General features: G+C 66.6%; 21 protein-coding genes and 1 tRNA gene. 15 read left to right on the forward strand and 7 right to left on the reverse strand.

The annotated features are described in order from the left end of the window. Positions 1 to 4: 4 nt before the first annotated feature. The 12 genes from LCC91_RS13840 (at position 5) to LCC91_RS07915 (ending at position 5,740) form a co-directional block, all read left to right on the forward strand. Positions 5 to 136, forward strand: coding sequence for a hypothetical protein (locus tag LCC91_RS13840; protein WP_260679954.1), 132 nt, complete (start codon positions 5 to 7; stop codon positions 134 to 136). 243 nt (positions 137 to 379) lie between these two features. After that, positions 380 to 889, forward strand: coding sequence for a dUTP diphosphatase (gene dut, locus LCC91_RS07865; RefSeq protein WP_143897576.1), 510 nt, complete (start codon positions 380 to 382; stop codon positions 887 to 889). Continuing rightward, positions 886 to 1,278, forward strand: coding sequence for a hypothetical protein (locus tag LCC91_RS07870; protein ID WP_143897574.1), 393 nt, complete (start codon positions 886 to 888; stop codon positions 1,276 to 1,278). The genes dut and LCC91_RS07870 overlap by 4 nt, the downstream gene beginning before the upstream one ends. Continuing rightward, complete coding sequence (locus LCC91_RS07875) at positions 1,271 to 1,540, forward strand: hypothetical protein (RefSeq protein WP_143897572.1); 270 nt, start codon at positions 1,271 to 1,273, stop codon at positions 1,538 to 1,540. The genes LCC91_RS07870 and LCC91_RS07875 overlap by 8 nt, the downstream gene beginning before the upstream one ends. Before the next feature lie 10 nt (positions 1,541 to 1,550). Next, entirely contained in the window at positions 1,551 to 1,829 is a 279-nt protein-coding gene (locus LCC91_RS07880; protein WP_143897570.1) for a hypothetical protein, read from the forward strand. A gap of 29 nt (positions 1,830 to 1,858) precedes the next feature. Continuing rightward, positions 1,859 to 2,266, forward strand: coding sequence for a hypothetical protein (locus tag LCC91_RS07885; RefSeq protein ID WP_143897568.1), 408 nt, complete (start codon positions 1,859 to 1,861; stop codon positions 2,264 to 2,266). Then, entirely contained in the window at positions 2,263 to 2,481 is a 219-nt protein-coding gene (locus LCC91_RS07890) for a hypothetical protein (protein ID WP_143897566.1), read from the forward strand. The genes LCC91_RS07885 and LCC91_RS07890 overlap by 4 nt, the downstream gene beginning before the upstream one ends. An 89-nt stretch (positions 2,482 to 2,570) precedes the next feature. After that, positions 2,571 to 2,858 carry a hypothetical protein gene (locus tag LCC91_RS07895; RefSeq protein WP_143897564.1) on the forward strand — a complete coding sequence of 96 codons (288 nt, stop codon included), beginning with the start codon at positions 2,571 to 2,573 and terminating at the stop codon, positions 2,856 to 2,858. Beyond that, positions 2,851 to 3,618, forward strand: a complete 768-nt coding sequence (locus LCC91_RS07900) for a hypothetical protein (protein WP_143897562.1) — start codon at positions 2,851 to 2,853, stop codon at positions 3,616 to 3,618. Before LCC91_RS07895 ends, LCC91_RS07900 begins: the two co-directional genes overlap by 8 nt. A 1-nt stretch (position 3,619) precedes the next feature. Continuing rightward, the gene (locus tag LCC91_RS07905) at positions 3,620 to 4,156 is read left to right on the forward strand and encodes a hypothetical protein (protein ID WP_143897560.1); all 537 of its coding nucleotides are present in this window, start codon (positions 3,620 to 3,622) and stop codon (positions 4,154 to 4,156) included. Beyond that, a complete protein-coding gene (locus LCC91_RS07910; RefSeq protein ID WP_143897558.1) occupies positions 4,153 to 4,389 on the forward strand; it encodes a hypothetical protein in 237 nt (78 codons plus the stop codon). Before LCC91_RS07905 ends, LCC91_RS07910 begins: the two co-directional genes overlap by 4 nt. Positions 4,390 to 4,699: 310 nt before the next feature. Next, positions 4,700 to 5,740 (forward strand): BRO family protein, encoded by a 1,041-nt coding sequence (locus LCC91_RS07915; protein WP_143897556.1) that lies wholly within the window; start codon positions 4,700 to 4,702, stop codon positions 5,738 to 5,740. Positions 5,741 to 5,743: 3 nt separating this feature from the next. Here LCC91_RS07915 and LCC91_RS07920 read toward each other — a convergent pair whose 3' ends face one another. Beyond that, entirely contained in the window at positions 5,744 to 6,778 is a 1,035-nt protein-coding gene (locus LCC91_RS07920; protein WP_143897554.1) for a tyrosine-type recombinase/integrase, read from the reverse strand. Between the two features lie 99 nt (positions 6,779 to 6,877). On the opposite strand from LCC91_RS07920, the gene LCC91_RS07925 reads away from it, so the two are divergent. Further along, positions 6,878 to 6,952 (forward strand) — tRNA-Arg (locus LCC91_RS07925). Positions 6,953 to 6,962: 10 nt separating this feature from the next. On the opposite strand, the gene LCC91_RS07930 is transcribed toward LCC91_RS07925, so the two are convergent. Then, complete coding sequence (locus tag LCC91_RS07930; RefSeq protein ID WP_082668344.1) at positions 6,963 to 8,660, reverse strand: ABC transporter permease; 1,698 nt, start codon at positions 8,658 to 8,660, stop codon at positions 6,963 to 6,965. Positions 8,661 to 8,701: 41 nt separating this feature from the next. Between LCC91_RS07930 and LCC91_RS07935 the strand changes: the two genes are divergently transcribed. Further along, positions 8,702 to 9,835 (forward strand): ABC transporter ATP-binding protein, encoded by a 1,134-nt coding sequence (locus tag LCC91_RS07935; protein WP_058616035.1) that lies wholly within the window; start codon positions 8,702 to 8,704, stop codon positions 9,833 to 9,835. 17 nt (positions 9,836 to 9,852) lie between these two features. Here LCC91_RS07935 and LCC91_RS07940 read toward each other — a convergent pair whose 3' ends face one another. From LCC91_RS07940 to LCC91_RS07960, 5 genes are all read right to left on the reverse strand, one after another. Next, a complete protein-coding gene (locus LCC91_RS07940; protein WP_058616036.1) occupies positions 9,853 to 10,479 on the reverse strand; it encodes a Crp/Fnr family transcriptional regulator in 627 nt (208 codons plus the stop codon). Further along, positions 10,451 to 10,954: a copper chaperone PCu(A)C gene (locus tag LCC91_RS07945; protein WP_058616037.1), complete on the reverse strand. Its 504-nt coding sequence runs from the start codon at positions 10,952 to 10,954 to the stop codon at positions 10,451 to 10,453. The genes LCC91_RS07940 and LCC91_RS07945 overlap by 29 nt, the downstream gene beginning before the upstream one ends. A gap of 44 nt (positions 10,955 to 10,998) precedes the next feature. Next, positions 10,999 to 11,451 carry a Spy/CpxP family protein refolding chaperone gene (locus LCC91_RS07950; RefSeq protein WP_058616038.1) on the reverse strand — a complete coding sequence of 151 codons (453 nt, stop codon included), beginning with the start codon at positions 11,449 to 11,451 and terminating at the stop codon, positions 10,999 to 11,001. Between the two features lie 97 nt (positions 11,452 to 11,548). After that, the gene (locus LCC91_RS07955; protein WP_058616039.1) at positions 11,549 to 12,184 is read right to left on the reverse strand and encodes an SCO family protein; all 636 of its coding nucleotides are present in this window, start codon (positions 12,182 to 12,184) and stop codon (positions 11,549 to 11,551) included. A gap of 163 nt (positions 12,185 to 12,347) precedes the next feature. After that, positions 12,348 to 12,731 (reverse strand): DUF2946 domain-containing protein, encoded by a 384-nt coding sequence (locus tag LCC91_RS07960; protein WP_082668345.1) that lies wholly within the window; start codon positions 12,729 to 12,731, stop codon positions 12,348 to 12,350. 42 nt (positions 12,732 to 12,773) lie between these two features. Here LCC91_RS07960 and LCC91_RS07965 point away from each other — a divergent pair, with 42 nt between their 5' ends. After that, positions 12,774 to 15,080 carry an NADP-dependent malic enzyme gene (locus LCC91_RS07965; RefSeq protein ID WP_058616041.1) on the forward strand — a complete coding sequence of 769 codons (2,307 nt, stop codon included), beginning with the start codon at positions 12,774 to 12,776 and terminating at the stop codon, positions 15,078 to 15,080. Positions 15,081 to 15,309: the final 229 nt, after the last annotated feature.

Consider the following 15,309-nt stretch of genomic DNA (forward strand, 5'->3'; position numbering starts at 1 on the left):
GAACATGAAATCCATTCATGACCTCATCAAGCAGCATCTGAAAAAAGCAGAAATCGCCACTGCGCAGGAAATTGCAGACGCAATCCGGCAGCCTGTCAGTGAAGTGCTGATCCGCGATTCGGCTGCTGTGCATTGAATGCGTTGTGCAACGCATGGATTCAGAGTACTGGAAAAAAGGTTGCGAGCCGAAATACGGGCTCGTTCATTCGACACGCAGAAGCCAGCCTATCGCGCAGAGTCAAGCGTGGACAGGAACAGACTGGACGCACGCCACCGCGCGCCCTGGGTGTCTGGACCACGAGCGCATCCCAAGCCGTCGCGGCAATGAGCGTGTGGCGTACCAGCCGCCGCAGTTTTTCGTAACCGGAAAGAGATCGCAATGAAGATCAAGATCAAGAAGACCCACCCAAACGCCACCATGCCGACCTACGCCACCGACGGCGCTGCGTGCTTTGACCTGTATGCGGCCACCGTCAACGGCGCAGCGCAGATCGGCGACATCTGCTATCCCGGCCATCCAGTCGTGGTGGACACCGGGCTGGCCTTCGAGGTGCCCGAGGGCTACATGCTCCGCATTGCCAGCCGATCCGGGCTGGCTTTCAAGCACGGCATCGACGCCTTCCCGGGCGTGATCGACAGCGACTACCGCGGGCCGGTGAAGGTGCTGCTCAAGTGCTGGCACCTGGACGAAGACGAGCCGCCGGTGCGCATCGATCCGGGCGACCGCATTGCGCAAGCCTACGTGTGCGCGGTGCCGCGCGTGACCTTCACCGAGGTGGAGGAACTGAGCGCCACGGCGCGCGGCGTGGGCGGCTTTGGCAGCACCGGGGGCGGTAAGGTGGAGCTGCGCCTGGAGACCGCCGAGCGCGTTTTGAGGGGAGAGGAATGAGCACGAAACCAGAGGCCTTGCGGCTGGCTGCCGCGTGCGAGGAAAGCGCCAGAGCGTGGTTGCACGAGATCGACACCCGACAGAGGGCAGCCGCCGAACTGCGCCGATTGCATACAGAGGTGGAGTGGCTGAAGCCCATGACTGCTGTGACGATTGGCATCGGGAAAGGTGACGGAAATCTATTCGTTCATGGCGACTACGATTCAATCAAAGCCGCTCAATCCCTTGTGTTCCGCGCCGAGGGGATGGAGAAGGCGTTGAAAGATATCCGAAGCCTAAGCTCGATTAATTCTGCGATGAACCCCAATCCGTTCGCGCTCACCGTCATGTTGGGCGACATCCACCATATCGCAGATACTGCGCTGGCGAAGGAGAAAGACAATGACTGACCGCTACGAACGCATCCGCAAGGCTCTGGAGAAGGAGCTGACGCCTGGGCCGTGGGAAATCAAAGACGGCCGTACTGATACGGTGGAGAGCGTCCAGGGGTACCCGGTGTGCACCGTCCACTGGCAGCCAGACGAGCGGTACGGTCATGGGTCGCGCGCGGTGTATATCGCTGCCTGCGACCCCGACACGATCCGGGCGCTGCTGGAAGAACGGGACGCCCTGCGCGAGCAGCTTGGAAAAGGCATGGAACAGAAGGCATGAAGGAACAAGCATGACCTACAAAACCCAACCCGAAGCCCTGCGGCTGGCTGCTCAACTCGAAGACACCGAGGGCATGAGACTGCACTTGCTGCCCTACGCCGCCGCCGAACTGCGCCGCCTGCACGCCGAGGTCGAGTCACTCCGCACCGATGCAGAGCGGTATCGGTGGCTAAGGGACAAGGCTGACTCGATCACGGTATGCGATTGCACGAGCGACGGGGAGTGGATTCCGTTGCATCCAAACAATATCGACTCCACGATTGATGCGGCGATGAAGGCTGAGCCCTAATCTGGTCGCGCGACACCAATGAGAGCAGCATGAACATGTACCGCATTTCATCCCAAGCCGGTGTTGACCTTGGCGTCTACGCCGGTAACACGGCGCAGCGCGCCGAAGGCGTCGGCTTGGACGAATTGCTAACCGTCATTGATCAGCATGGAGCGATTATGGAAACGAAACATACCCCCGGCCCGTGGACTGCTGAGGAAAGGAATGGGCGAGGAATGGGCTGGAAAGCTGGCCCAGCTTGGCTTGGAGAAAAGGCGTGGAGCGAAGAATGCGCCGCAAACGCCAGACTGATTGCCGCAGCGCCTGATCTACTTGAGGCTTTACAAGAGATCGTATCGGCAGCAGATGGGGAAGGGTGGTCGCAACTTGATGCCACATTTTCAAAAGCCCGCGCAGCAATCGCCAAGGCCACCGGCCAGAAAGGTGTAAAGCCATGAGCACCGAACGACTGAAGCTCGGCAATCGGGAAGAAGACTACCTCGTGCGTCTGTCGCCGTTCGATTGGAGTCTGAGGGAAGTCGGCAGGATTCAGCATCAGGGACGTGAGTATGTAATCCTGCGTCACGCCCTCACTGGGGATTTATACGCAAGGGATATTTCGGCCGACTACCCACGCCTGATTCGCGCGTTTGCCAACAATCACACAAACTAACTAAAAATCCACCATGCCAAGCATCATCGAGGCCGTTGGAAACTGGCCGAACGTACACGTTGGGCGCGAGTCGAAACAGGAGAACTGCAATGACTGACAAGAACCAGGTCTATTGGACATACAACCTTCCGCTGCAGGTGTGGCCTGACGAGGATGGCAAGGATGCTCGAATCCTTAACTACATGCCGAGAAAAGAGTGCGTCATCGACGTGAGTCTGTCTGAGGTTATTGGTAGCCAGTCGCGCGACGAATTTTTTGAGAGCGCCGCTTTACGTCTTGAAAACCTCGCTCGACTTATGCGCGCCTGCAAAAACGACAGCAAGGCGGTCGTTTACTACCACGACGCAGGTATGGAAACGGAGCCAACCAATGACTGACCGCTATAAATCCCGTGCCAGCACCAGCGCCGATGGATGTGGGAAGTGGTACATAGTCGATGTTGTTGTCAGCGAGAAAATCCTCGTCGAAATTTCAAATGACGAGGATGAGCACGACGCCAAAGAAATCGCGCTTGGCGAGTCGCGCCTATTTCGACAAACAGAACTCGAAGTACAGGTGGACATTGAACCAGCCCCAGCCGCCCCCGAGTGTCTGGAGCGTGAGATGCGGTATGCGCATCTGGTCATCCCGAGGTGGGATGGCGGCGAATCACGGGGGACCCAACAGGAGAGGGGACATGGGCACTACGAGTGCGCTGTTGGGAAGGTCGAGCGCTTGCAGGCAGAAGTAGAACAACTGCGCAGGTGGGCCGAAACATCGTGGAATCGTGGCTTTCAGCAAGGGCTTCAATGCAACCGCTTGATGGCGGTTCAGGCCACGGACGCGCTCAAGAAAGAGCGCGAGGCCCACGCCGAGACGAACAGAGCCATGACCGAAGCGTTGCTGGTGATGGAAGAGCGCGAGCAGCGCGACGAAGCCCTGCTGAGGCAGGCGCTGGAAGGCATTGAACTGCACCTGCGCCACCACGAACGCGGCTGTGTGTTCCTTGACGAAATTGCTCTCGCCCTGCGCGAGCGACTAGCAGAAACCGCCAATGACCTAACCCGCTGCCCCAACTGTGGAGGACCGGCCGACAATGGGCACGACCGTGAAGTACCGCCAAATCCGTATTGGTGCAGCAAATGTACGGAGTCTTGAAATGGCAGGCCGCACCAAGCCCAAGCGCAGGCGCCAGAAGCCCCGCGTGATCCGCAGCTACACGCCGTGGCACGAACTGATGGCGAGCCCGACCGAGCCGCTGCCGCTGGAGTGGCGCACGCACCACCTGACGCGCATGTGGCAAGGGCTGGTGGCGCTGGAGACCGCGCCGCAGCCGACGACGGACGACTGGCGCGTGTGCAGCGACGCCGTGAACATGCTTGAGACTCTCATCGCCCGCGGCCCGTGGCTGGCCTGCACCGGCGACATGGTGGACGTGCACGACACCACCGGGCTGCTGAATGACGCGATTGCCGCGCTGGCAATGGCCGGCAGGCGCAGCCTCGAGGGCAAGCCGATACGGCTGGATGGCGCTGGCATCCAAGCCGTGCGCGCGGTGCTGGAGAGCTACGCCGATGCGCTGGAGGCGCTGAGCGCGCGCGCCATGGTGCGCTGCCACCGGCTGACCGAGCAGCGCATCGCCGAGATTCTGGCGGGCAAGCGCCTGCCCCACGATGTGGAGGTCATGGACCTATGAGCATGCTCACCACCGTGTATCTGATCGAGCGTTACGGCCTGCGCCTGAGCATGGAGCAGCTCGCGCAGGTGTTGGGGCTGGCCGTGGCGACGCTGCACGCGCGCATCGCTCGTGGCGAGCTTGGCATCCCGACCTACGTGGACGGCAAGATGCGGTTTGCCGACGTGCGCGACGTGGCCGAGTACCTTGACATCAAGCGGCAGGAGGCCCAAGACGCTTTACACGCCCATTGACACCCGACGCGCCTGTGGTATCCTCCACCCTGCCAGTGCCGCTGCACTGGCCCGGGGTGACAGCCGGAAAACCAAGGCGCAGCCGCCGCGCCAGCCATGCCGAGATGGCACCGCTTGCGCGGTTTTTGCTTCGGCGCACGCGTTGCCGAAGCTGGCTGTGGCGCATGCGCAGCCAGTTTCTGGCGGGCCGTGTGCGGGGGGCCGAAAGGCCCGCCGGTCCCTTGGTTCCGGTCTGTCAACCCGCCACGTGCCTGCCACCCCGTTGACAGGGGGTTGCAGGCGGTTTCAACGGCAAACCAAGGGGCATGCCATGACCGCTTCCACCACCCACCTTCCCGCCACCCTGAACTTTGAGGGCGTCACGCTCGACGTGGTGCACCTCGATAACGAGATGTGGCTAAGGGTTCACGAGATCGGTGAAGCCTTGGGCTACAGCAAGCCGCTGCAGAGCGTCACCAACCTCTACAACGCCAACGCCTCGGAGTTCACCGACAAGATGACGCGCCTGGTCAAGCTTCCCACCGCTGGAGGCGAGCAAACGGTGCGCGTCTTCAGCCTGCGCGGCGCGCACCTGCTGGGCATGTTCGCCCGCACCGAGCGCGCCCGCGCCTTCCGCCGCTGGGTGCTGGACGTGCTGGATCAGTACGTCCAGCAACTGCCCGCCGACGCCACCGAGACGCTGACCCCATCCGAGCAGCAGCAGCTTCAGGAGGCGGTCAACATGCGCTGCCATGGCCTGCCGCCAGAGCGGCAAGGCAAGGCCCGCGCCGAGATCTGGAGCCGCATCCACCACAGGTTCCGCATCGCCCGCTATCAGCAACTTCCGCGCCACCAGCTGGTGGAGGCCATCGCCTACGTGCTCAAGATGGACCTGCACGGCTGCCCGCCGCCCGACGCGCCGCAGGCCCGCGAACGCGTCAGCGAGCGCGACATGCGCGCCATCCGCCGCGTCATATGGCAGATCGCCACGTGCTTCCACCACGACATCGCCTTCGCCCAGGCGGTTTGGAAGTTCCTGCGCCGCGAACTCCAGCACCCTGCGCCAAACCCGTGGTACGTGGACCAGCTCCCCGGCATCGCCGCGCTGCTGGGCCGCCTGCTGGCCTACGCCATGAAGGCGCGCGAATTCGTGCAAGATATCGAAAGCCAAGTCATCCGCCACATCCTGCGCGGGCCGCTGGCCGAGGAGACGCTGCTGGAGTTCGCCGCCGCCGAGCGCGCCAAGATCGGCGGCCTGCTGGCCAGTGAGCCCGATTTGCCAAACTGGCTGCGCGCTGACCTGCTCTTCGTCACCGACCGCTCGCGCGCGCTGCTGAGCGACTGGCCGGAGTATTCAGAAGCGGCGCACTGAGCCTTACGGCCCGCGGTGCAAATCCTCCGGCCGCAGGTTTGTGTAGCGCTTCAGGTGCTGCCACGACTTGTGGCCGGACACCAGCGCCACCTGCTCGATGCGAAAGCCGCGCTCGAACAGCAGGCTGATCGCATGGTGGCGCAGGTCGTGGAAGTGCAGGTCTGGGATGCTCAGCGCGCGGCATGTCCACGTGAAGTACTTCGAAAGCGTCGAGTCGCCGATGGGGAAGATGCGCGGATCGACGCGCGGCTGGCGCTGCACCAAAGCCCACATGTCGCCCATCGCCGTGTCGGCCAGCAGCGGCACCCACTGATCGTTGCCGGCCTTCTGGCGCGGGTCTTTGCGATCCCGCACCAGCACCAGCCGCCTGGCGGCGTCCAGGTCGTCCCAGCGGATGCGCACGATCTCGCCACGGCGCATCGCCGTGCCCACCGCAAAGCGCACCGCATCGGCCCACACCTGGCCGTAGGTATCGTGCATGTGCGCGATGATGCGGTCGAGCTCATCATCGGTGGGCCTGCGCTCGCGCCTGCCGCCGCCGCCGATCAGCCCCAGGTGCGCCAGCAGCGGCCGCGCCTGCTGCACCACGTCCGGCAGCGTCATGTGCTTGATGCTGGCCACCATGCGCATGACGGTACCGAGCTTGGACACCTCCATGTTGACCGTGTACGGCCCCGCGCCTTCGTCGGCGCGCATCTGCGCGTATCCCACGAGATCATCTGGCCGCAGCCTGGCGGCATCGAGCGTCCCCAGGTGATCGGCCAGGCGGCGCAGGTTGTAGTGCTCGGTGGTGGTGTCCAGCACCGGGCGCGACTGCGCGCGCAGGCGCCGGTAGTCCTCGATCAGGTCTGCTACGGTGTAGCGCCGCGCTGCTACGACGGACGCGCCTGGCAGCACGCCGCGATCGATGTCGGCCTCGATCTGCCGCGCCCACTTCTCGGCCGCAGCCTTGGTGTCGAACGACTTGGTGTAGACTGGCCACCCCTTGCGGCGCACCTGCGCGCGCCACTTGCCGTAGTGCTGGATGATGCTTGCCATGTGAGTGCTACGCGTAGCAGTTCGTAGCACTAGCATAACAAAGCATCAGCGGCCATCGCAGAGAAAATAGAGGCGTCGTTGGCAGCGCTTCCTAGGTGCCTCCCCGTAGTTCAATGGATAGAACGGCCGCCTCCTAAGCGGCAAATCCAGGTTCGATTCCTGGCGGGGGGACCAAGGCACCCGCTCAGCACGCCGCCGCCTCGCCGCGGCGCAGCGCGCGGCTGAGCAGGACCACCGGGATCAGCCCCACGGCCACCAGCGTCAGCGCGGGCAACGCCGCCTCGCCGAGCCGCTCGTCGCGCGCCATCTGGTGCGCCACCACGGCCAGCGTGTCGAAGTCGAACGGGCGCAACACCAGCGTCGCCGGCAGCTCCTTCATCACGTCCACGAAAACGAGCAGCAACGCCGCGATGGCCGAGCGCCGCAGCAGCGGCCAGTGCACGCTCCACCACAGCGCCGCGCCGCTGACGCCCAGCGTGACCGCCGCGTCGTCCCAGCTCGCCGGCAGGCGGCTGTAGCCACTTTGCACCGACTGCAGCGACACCGCGGTGAAGCGCACCAGGTACGCCCACACGACCCCGAGCACGGTCGTCAGCAGCCACGCGGCCGCCGGGCTCTCGGGCCAGCGCGCCTGCACCCAACCCAGTGGCAGCAGCAGGCCCACGACGACCACCGCGCCCGGCACCGCGTAGCCCAGGCCCACCACCCGCACGGCCAGGCGGTTGAGCGCCGTCGGTAGCCGCCGCAGCGCAAACCCGAGCGCCAGCGCCACCCCGGTGGCCAGTACCGCGCTCACCGCCGCCAGCGTCAGGCTGTTGCGCGCCCACCCGATGAAAGACGCCCACGGCAGCACGTCCCACGCCTCCAGCAGCGGCCGCAGCATGAACAGCACCGGCAGGACGAAACCGAACAGGACCGGCAGTCCGCACACCGCCCACGCGAGGGCAACGCCCGCGCCGCGCAGGGCCGTCGGCCGCGCCTCGGCACCGCCGCGGGCGGGACGCTGCCCCGCGAAGCGCAGGCGCCGCTGCGCGCGCTGCTCCACCCACAACACCGCCGCCACGGTCAGCAGCAGCAGCAGCGCCAGCTGCGCCGCTGCCGCGCGGTCGTCCATCACCAGCCACGCCTTGTAGATCCCGGCGGTGAAAGTCTGTACCCCGAAATAGCTGACCACGCCGTAGTCGGCCAGCGTTTCCATCAACGCCAGCGCCACGCCCGCGGCGATCGCGGGCCGCGCCAGCGGCAGCGCCACCTCGCGGATGCGCCGCGACAGCGGCGCGCCGAGCAGCCGCGCCGCCTCCAGCAGCTGCGGCGCGCGTTCGGTCAGCGCGGTGCGGGTCAGCAGGTAGACATAGGGGTAGAGGGTGAACGTGAACACCCAGCCGGCGCCCCAGGCGTTGCGGATTTCCGGAAAGACCCGCCCCTGCCAGCCGAAAGCCTCACGCAGCGCGGTCTGCAACGGCCCGGCGTACTGCAGAAAATCGGTGTAGGCGTAGGCGACGACATAGGCCGGCATTGCCAACGGCAACAGCAGCAGCCACTCCGCCACGCGCCGGCCGGGAAAGTCGAACAGCGTCACCGCCGCGGCGGTGGCCGTACCGACCATCGCGACCGCCACCGCCACCCCGACGCACAGCCATACGGTCGTGTGCACGTACTCGGGCAGCACGGTTGCCGCCATCTCGCGCAACACCTGCCACGACGCCGCTTCACCCAGCAGCGCCGCCAGCGCCAGCGCCACGACGGGCAAGGCCAGCGCCACCGCCAGCGCCACGACCGCCCCCTGCCCCACGAGCCGCGCGGCAGCGCGTCGCACGGCCGAGGCCCCGGGACCGGCCGGGGGCACTGCAGCGGCGGGGGAAGAAGGGACGGGTGCGCGCATCGGAACTTTGAATGAGAATGCACATTATCTACAATGGCGGCATGGAACTGTCGGTCACCCAGGTCGGTGTGCGCTACCCCGGCGCCGCGCAGGCGGCGGTGGAGGGCGTGACGCTGGGCCTACGCACCGGCGACATCGGCGTGCTGATCGGCCCTTCGGGCTGCGGCAAGACGACGCTGCTGCGCGCGGTCGCGGGGCTGGAGCGCATCGCCCAAGGCAGCATCGCGCTCGGCGGGCGGCTCGTCAGCGCCGACGGTGTCCACCTGCCGCCGGAGGCGCGGCGCGTTGGCATGGTCTTTCAGGACTACGCGCTGTTTCCGCACCTGGACGTGGGGCGCAACGTCGCCTTCGGGCTGCGCCACCTGGACGCGGCGCAGCGGCGCGAACGGGTGGCGCAGGCCCTCGCGCTCGTCGGGCTCGACGGCCTGCAGCGGCGCTACCCGCACGAGCTCTCCGGCGGCCAGCAGCAACGCGTCGCGCTGGCGCGCGCGCTCGCCCCACAGCCGCACCTGCTGCTGCTCGACGAGCCGTTTTCCAACCTGGACGTGGACCTGCGCGAACGGCTGGCGCACGAGATCCGCGCGATCATCAAGTCGGCCGGGCTGACGGCACTGTTCGTCACACACGACCAGATGGAGGCGTTCGCGATCGGGGACGTGATCGGCGTCATGCACCAGGGGCGGCTACACCAGTGGGACGACGCCTACTCGCTGTACCACCGGCCGGCCACGCGCTTCGTCGCCGAGTTCATCGGGCACGGCGTCTTTACCCCCGCGCGCATCCGCCAGCGCGGCGACGACGTGGTGGTCGAGACCCCGCTGGGCGATCTCCTCGACATGGAGGAGTGCCCGCTGCCGTCGGCCTACCCCGACGGGTTGTGCGACGTGCTGTTGCGCGCCGACGATATCGTGCACGACGACGACGCGCCGGTGAAGGCGCAGATCGTGCGCAAGGCCTTCCGCGGCTCGGAGTTTCTCTACACGCTGCGCCTGGCCAGCGGCGAGACGGTGATGGCGCTGGTGCCCTCGCACCACAACCACGCGGTCGGCGAATGGATCGGCATCCGCGTGGCGATGGACCACGTGGTGACGTTCGCCCGCGGGGCCGGCGCGGCGGAGCCGCCCGCCCCGGCGGTGGCGCGGCACACCCGCGCCACCGCCGAGGCCGTGCCGTGACGCATGCCGATGCGCCCTCACACGTCGGCGGCTGAAGCGCCGGCGGCGACGGCCACGATGCCCGTCATCGGACGCGGATCTCGCGGCAAGAGCTGGCCCAACACACGGCAGACGGTCTCGTGCTTCGCGTCGACGAGATCCGCCATCACGCGCAGAGGCGGCAAAGCGCCGCGTAAGCCTTGCACGTTCCACGCCTCGGGCCGTACCCACGCCGGTGCCGTCACGCCATGCAGCATGCGCAACAGCGCCGCCACGCGATCCGCCACCGAACCGGTGCGCAGTCGCGCCATATCGTGACAGCGCTGAGGCAGCTGCAACAACGCTTCGACCTGCCACGCGCGTCGCTGATCCTCGTCAGATGGCCGACAGGGCAATAACCGCACGGGAGTCACGGCCGTCGCACGCCACTGGTGCGGGTGATCGCACAGGGTATCGGTGCCCAGCCAGTCGCCGGGCAACGCCAGCATCACCAACACGTGGCCGTCCGCGGTGGGACGGTCCAGCCGCACGATGCCGCGCTGGACACGCCAGCATCCGCCGCGCTCGCCGGCCTCGAACAACATTTCGCCCGCCTCCAGGCGACGCACGGGGCTGTCGTGGCCGAGCGCATCGTGTTCAGTGCTTGTGCCCACCGTGGCCGCCATGCTGATGCCCCCCGCCCTGACCGCCGGACATGCCCCCTGCCGTCCCCAGCGCCTTCACAGGTGCCGCGATCGTCTGCGTGACGCGCTGCCCCGCGGCATTTTCGAAGACGAGGGTGATCGGCACTTCCTGCCCGCCGGTCAACGGCTGCTTCAGATCCATCAACATCACGTGGTAGCCGCCGGGTTTGAGCTCCACCGGCCGGTTCGCCGCCAAGGGCAACGCCGGGATGGCGCGCATGCGCATGACCTGGTTTTCCATCGCCATTTCGTGAATTTCCACGACACCCGCGACGGGCGACTCGGCGGCCACCAAACGCATCGGCTCCGGTGCCGTCAGGCGCATGAATGCCCCGGTGGCTTTTTGTTGCGCGACGGTGCCGCGCACCCACGGTTCTTCGACTTTGACCGTCTGGGCGTGTGCCATGGCAAAGCCGCACAGCGCGGCCAGGGCGATGATCGATCGAATATGGTTCATGAACGACACTCCTTCGTATCGGGGTTAACGGGGGTCAACGGGAATCAACGCAAGCTCTCCACGTAGCGCTGCTGCACGAGCGCCATTTGCTGCGGCGTGAGCGTCGTGCGCAAAAATTCCGCACAGCGCGCCCGCATCTCGGCGTGCTCGCGCTCGGCGCGCAACCAGCGCTCGAGCAGCGCTTGCTGCTGCGCCGGCGCCGCGCCATCGAGAATGCGCTGCCGCAACTCGGCACGGACTTGCTTGATTTCGCTTTGCAACGCCAAGCGTTTGGGCATCGCGGCGCGCCGAAACTCCACCAAAGCGGCCGATTGCTCGGGCGATAGCGCCAGCTCTGCCTCGTGTTTCATCACGATGGGCATCAACTCCACGATGGGGTAGCTCTCATCGGCCACCGCACTGGGCAAGCCCGACGCCTGGGCCCCGGACACGAGAGCGGACGCCACGAGCAGGGCACACGCCCGAGTGCGCCAAAAAAGCCATTCTTTGTTCACCATAGTAGGAATTCCTCTTCGGTCAACAGTCAATTTGGATCCGCAAAAAACCGTCAGGCGGCGACAGCGCGTGCAACAACGCTTTGGCGCCGTACGGGGGTCAAGCGCCCGCGTCGAACTCGCGCAGCAACAGCGCGATGTCGTGCGCGTAGTCGTCGGCGCTTTGCTCGTGCTTGAGCACGATTCGCAACCGCCCCGCCGGGTCGATCAGATAGGTTTGGGCCGAGTGGTCCATGGTGTAGCCGCTGCCGGTGGGCACCTTGGCGTAGTACACCTTGAACTCCTGGGCCGCCCGCGCAATGTCTTCGGGCGTGCCGGTCAGTCCGATGAACCCGGGATCGAATGCCGCCAGGTATTCACGCAGCAACGCGGGCGTATCCCGTTCCGGGTCCACGGTGACGAACAGCAGCTGCACACGCGTCCCGTCGGGGCCCAACCGCTGCATCACTTCCACCGCACGCGCCAGCGCCGTGGGACAGACGTCGGGGCATTGGACGAACCCGAAGTACAGCATGACCACGCGCCCGCGGAAGTCGTCGAGCGTGCGCACTTGGCCGTGCTGGTCGGTCAGCCGCAATGTTTTGCCGTACGTTGCCCCTGTCACGTCGATCCCGCGAAACGCCGGCCGGCTCGGCTGACACGCCGCGAGTGTCCAAGCCGCTGCCAACGCAACGGCAAGCCCCAAACCCCGACGTCGGGTGCAGCGACCCACCTGGGGCCCACACCGATCGAACATGTTCTGAACTCCTCCGCCGTCGCGGCAGCGCGTTCAACGGCGCGCGACGGCGATGCACGCCGAACACGGTCGCCCGATGCCACGACGTGTTCCCGATCGTGCCGGTGTCAGCACGGGGCGCGCGCGGGACTGGGGGCGACCCGTCCCAGGTCAACAGAGGAATTCAATGCGGTGGCGCACGCAGCGCCGGTCGCCACCATCGGCCACCGTCGGCTGCGCGCAGCCCGCCCTCCCCAGTGGGCGCGTCGGCAACCCGGGCGGTGTCGACCCACGTGGGGTTGGCGTCCGCGGGCAAACCCAGCGCCGCGGCACTGAAGAGACACCAATCGCAGTGGATGGACGCCAGACCCGTGGACGGCGCATCGTCGGATGCGCCCCCATCGATGCCCCCATCAGGGGTAACCCAGACGACCCCGGTGCTGGTGCAGATCTCGATGCGCCCCGGGCCATCCTCCACCCACACGCGCGCCAACGCCGAAGAAAGTGACGCCCACAGCATCGCCAAGGCGGCGAGCCACAGAGGCCATCGGACGCGGGGGGATGTCATCGCGGTTTATTATAGGTTGGCCAATCGTTTCGACTTTGCATCATGACCCCTGCCGAACAAGCCCTGCGCGACGCCGCGCTCGAATATCACCGCACCCCCACCCGCGGCAAGATCGCCGTCACCCCGACCAAGGCCCTCTCGAACCAGCGCGACCTGAGCCTCGCCTATTCGCCCGGCGTGGCGTATCCGTGCCTGGAAATCGCGGCCGACCCGACCAAGGCCGCCGACTACACCAGCCGCGGCAACCTGGTGGGCGTCGTGACCAACGGCACGGCGGTGCTGGGCTTGGGCGACATCGGCCCCTTGGCGGGCAAGCCCGTGATGGAGGGCAAAGGGTGTCTGTTCAAAAAATTTGCCGGCATTGACGTCTTCGACATCGAGCTGAATGAAAAAGACCCCGACAAGCTGGTCGACATCATTGCCGCGCTGGAGCCCACGCTCGGCGGCATCAACCTCGAGGACATCAAAGCCCCCGAGTGCTTCTACATCGAGCGCCAGCTGCGTGAGCGGCTCAACATCCCGGTCTTTCACGACGACCAGCACGGCACCGCGATCATCGCCTCGGCGGCGCTGATCAACGCGCTGGAGCTGGTGGGCAAGCCGATTGGCGAGGTGCGCATCGCCGTCTCCGGCGCCGGGGCGGCGGCGATCGCCGTGCTCGACCTCTTCGTCGCGCTGGGGGCGGATCCGCAGCGCATGCTGGTGTGCGACTCCAAAGGCGTCATCCACGACCAGCGCGAGGACGCGCTGGCCGGGCGGCTGGACGAATCCAAACGCCGCTACTGCCGGCGCACCGACGCGCGCACGCTGGCCGACGCGGTGCGCGGGGCCGATGTGTTCCTCGGCTGCTCGGCCCCCGGGGTACTGACGGCCGAGATGGTGCAAACGATGGCCGAGCGCCCGATCATCCTGGCGCTGGCCAACCCGGAGCCGGAAATCCGCCCGGAAGTGGCCAAGGCCGCGCGCCCGGACTGCATCATCGCCACCGGCCGCTCCGACTACCCCAACCAGGTCAACAATGTCCTGTGCTTCCCGTACATCTTCCGCGGGGCGCTGGACTGCGGGGCCACGCGCATTACGGAAGCGATGAAGCTTGCCTGCGTGCGCGAAATCGCCGCGTTGGCCAAGGCCGAAATCAGCGACGAGGTCGCGGCGGCTTATGCCGGACAGGAGCTGCAGTTCGGCCCGGACTACCTGATCCCCAAGCCGTTCGACACGCGCCTCATCCTGCGCATCGCGCCGGCCGTCGCGCAGGCGGCGGCCGACTCCGGCGTGGCCACGCGCCCCATCGCCGACATCGACGCCTACCGCGACAGCCTGCAGCGCTTCGTCTTTCAGACCGGCATCCTGATGCGGCCGATCTTCCACGTGGCCAAGGCCGCCCCGCGCAAGGCGCGCGTCGCCTACGCCGACGGTGAGGACGAGCGGGCACTGCGTGCCGCACAACTGGCGCTGGAAGAAGGCATCGCGCAGCCGATCCTGATCGGACGGCCCGCCGTCATCGAAGCCCGCATCCGCAAGGCCGGGTTGCACCTGCGCCTGGGCGTGGACGTGGAAAACGTCAACCCCGAAGACGACCCGCGCTTCCGCCAGTACTGGGAGGCGTACCACCAGTTGATGAAGCGCAACGGCGCCACACCCGAGGTCGCCAAGGCCGCCGTGCGCCGCTCCAACACCATCATCGGCTCGCTGATGCTGCACCTGGGCGACGCGGACGCGCTGATTTGCGGGCTGGTGGGCACGTACACCACGCACCTGGAGCGTATCGACAGCATCCTCGGACGGCGTCCGGGCGCATCGCTGTACGCCGCGCTCAACGCGGTCAACACGGACCGCGGGCCGATCTTCATCACCGACACCTACGTCAATGAGGACCCCACGGCCGAGCAGCTCGCCGAGATCGCCGCGATGGCCGTGCAGGAGGTGCAGCGCTTTGGCATCGTGCCGAAGGTGGCCTTCCTGTCGCACTCGACGTTTGGCTCGTCCAAGCGCGCCAGCGCGCGCAAGATGCGCGACGCGCGCGACCTCTTCGTCGCCGCCCACCCCGACATCGAGTGCGACGGCGAGCTGCACGGCGACGCGGCGCTGGAGCCCGACATCCGCGCGCGCTTCCTGTCGGATTCGACGCTGTCGGGCAGCGCCAACCTGCTCGTGTGCCCCAATCTGGACGCGGCCAACATCCTTTACAACGTCATGAAGACCACGACCAGCGGTGGCGTGACGGTGGGCCCGATTCTGATGGGCGTCAACGGCACCGCCACCATCCTCACCCCCGCGGCGACGGTGCGGCGCGTGCTCAACATGACGGCGGTGGCGGCGGCACAGGTGGCGGTGCACGCGCCGGCGTGATCCGCTTACACGGGCACGGGGCGCCTTGGGGGACGCCCCGGCGGCCCGCGCCCGCACGGCGCCCCCCCGGCACGGCGCTTGCTTGTCGGTTCGGTACCGCGGGCCACGCGATCGACGCGCCATGCAGGGGGTCAGCGGTCGTGGGCTGACGTGCCGCGACCGCCCGGATGGGTGGGTATGGACCCCCTGGGTACCCCGGGGCGGCGTTTTCCTCACGACCTTTGGGGAC

Origin of the sequence: Tepidimonas taiwanensis (assembly GCF_020162115.1) — a bacterium.
Lineage (GTDB): Bacteria > Pseudomonadota > Gammaproteobacteria > Burkholderiales > Burkholderiaceae_C > Tepidimonas > Tepidimonas taiwanensis.

What these genes read in the sequence shown, in the direction of transcription:
- LCC91_RS07905 (WP_143897560.1), top strand. Translation starts at nt 3,620, where the DNA reads ATGGCAGGCCGCACCAAGCCCAAGCGCAGGCGCCAGAAGCCCCGCGTG.
- LCC91_RS07965 (WP_058616041.1), top strand. Translation starts at nt 12,774, where the DNA reads ATGACCCCTGCCGAACAAGCCCTGCGCGACGCCGCGCTCGAATATCAC.
- LCC91_RS07885 (WP_143897568.1), top strand. Translation starts at nt 1,859, where the DNA reads ATGAACATGTACCGCATTTCATCCCAAGCCGGTGTTGACCTTGGCGTC.
- LCC91_RS07895 (WP_143897564.1), top strand. Translation starts at nt 2,571, where the DNA reads ATGACTGACAAGAACCAGGTCTATTGGACATACAACCTTCCGCTGCAG.
- LCC91_RS07950 (WP_058616038.1), bottom strand. Translation starts at nt 11,451, where the DNA reads ATGGTGAACAAAGAATGGCTTTTTTGGCGCACTCGGGCGTGTGCCCTG.
- LCC91_RS07930 (WP_082668344.1), bottom strand. Translation starts at nt 8,660, where the DNA reads ATGCGCGCACCCGTCCCTTCTTCCCCCGCCGCTGCAGTGCCCCCGGCC.
- LCC91_RS07870 (WP_143897574.1), top strand. Translation starts at nt 886, where the DNA reads ATGAGCACGAAACCAGAGGCCTTGCGGCTGGCTGCCGCGTGCGAGGAA.
- LCC91_RS07935 (WP_058616035.1), top strand. Translation starts at nt 8,702, where the DNA reads ATGGAACTGTCGGTCACCCAGGTCGGTGTGCGCTACCCCGGCGCCGCG.
- dut (WP_143897576.1), top strand. Translation starts at nt 380, where the DNA reads ATGAAGATCAAGATCAAGAAGACCCACCCAAACGCCACCATGCCGACC.
- LCC91_RS07910 (WP_143897558.1), top strand. Translation starts at nt 4,153, where the DNA reads ATGAGCATGCTCACCACCGTGTATCTGATCGAGCGTTACGGCCTGCGC.
- LCC91_RS07890 (WP_143897566.1), top strand. Translation starts at nt 2,263, where the DNA reads ATGAGCACCGAACGACTGAAGCTCGGCAATCGGGAAGAAGACTACCTC.
- LCC91_RS07880 (WP_143897570.1), top strand. Translation starts at nt 1,551, where the DNA reads ATGACCTACAAAACCCAACCCGAAGCCCTGCGGCTGGCTGCTCAACTC.
- LCC91_RS07875 (WP_143897572.1), top strand. Translation starts at nt 1,271, where the DNA reads ATGACTGACCGCTACGAACGCATCCGCAAGGCTCTGGAGAAGGAGCTG.
- LCC91_RS07955 (WP_058616039.1), bottom strand. Translation starts at nt 12,184, where the DNA reads ATGTTCGATCGGTGTGGGCCCCAGGTGGGTCGCTGCACCCGACGTCGG.
- LCC91_RS07945 (WP_058616037.1), bottom strand. Translation starts at nt 10,954, where the DNA reads ATGAACCATATTCGATCGATCATCGCCCTGGCCGCGCTGTGCGGCTTT.
- LCC91_RS07920 (WP_143897554.1), bottom strand. Translation starts at nt 6,778, where the DNA reads ATGGCAAGCATCATCCAGCACTACGGCAAGTGGCGCGCGCAGGTGCGC.
- LCC91_RS13840 (WP_260679954.1), top strand. Translation starts at nt 5, where the DNA reads ATGAAATCCATTCATGACCTCATCAAGCAGCATCTGAAAAAAGCAGAA.
- LCC91_RS07915 (WP_143897556.1), top strand. Translation starts at nt 4,700, where the DNA reads ATGACCGCTTCCACCACCCACCTTCCCGCCACCCTGAACTTTGAGGGC.
- LCC91_RS07940 (WP_058616036.1), bottom strand. Translation starts at nt 10,479, where the DNA reads ATGGCGGCCACGGTGGGCACAAGCACTGAACACGATGCGCTCGGCCAC.
- LCC91_RS07900 (WP_143897562.1), top strand. Translation starts at nt 2,851, where the DNA reads ATGACTGACCGCTATAAATCCCGTGCCAGCACCAGCGCCGATGGATGT.
- LCC91_RS07960 (WP_082668345.1), bottom strand. Translation starts at nt 12,731, where the DNA reads ATGACATCCCCCCGCGTCCGATGGCCTCTGTGGCTCGCCGCCTTGGCG.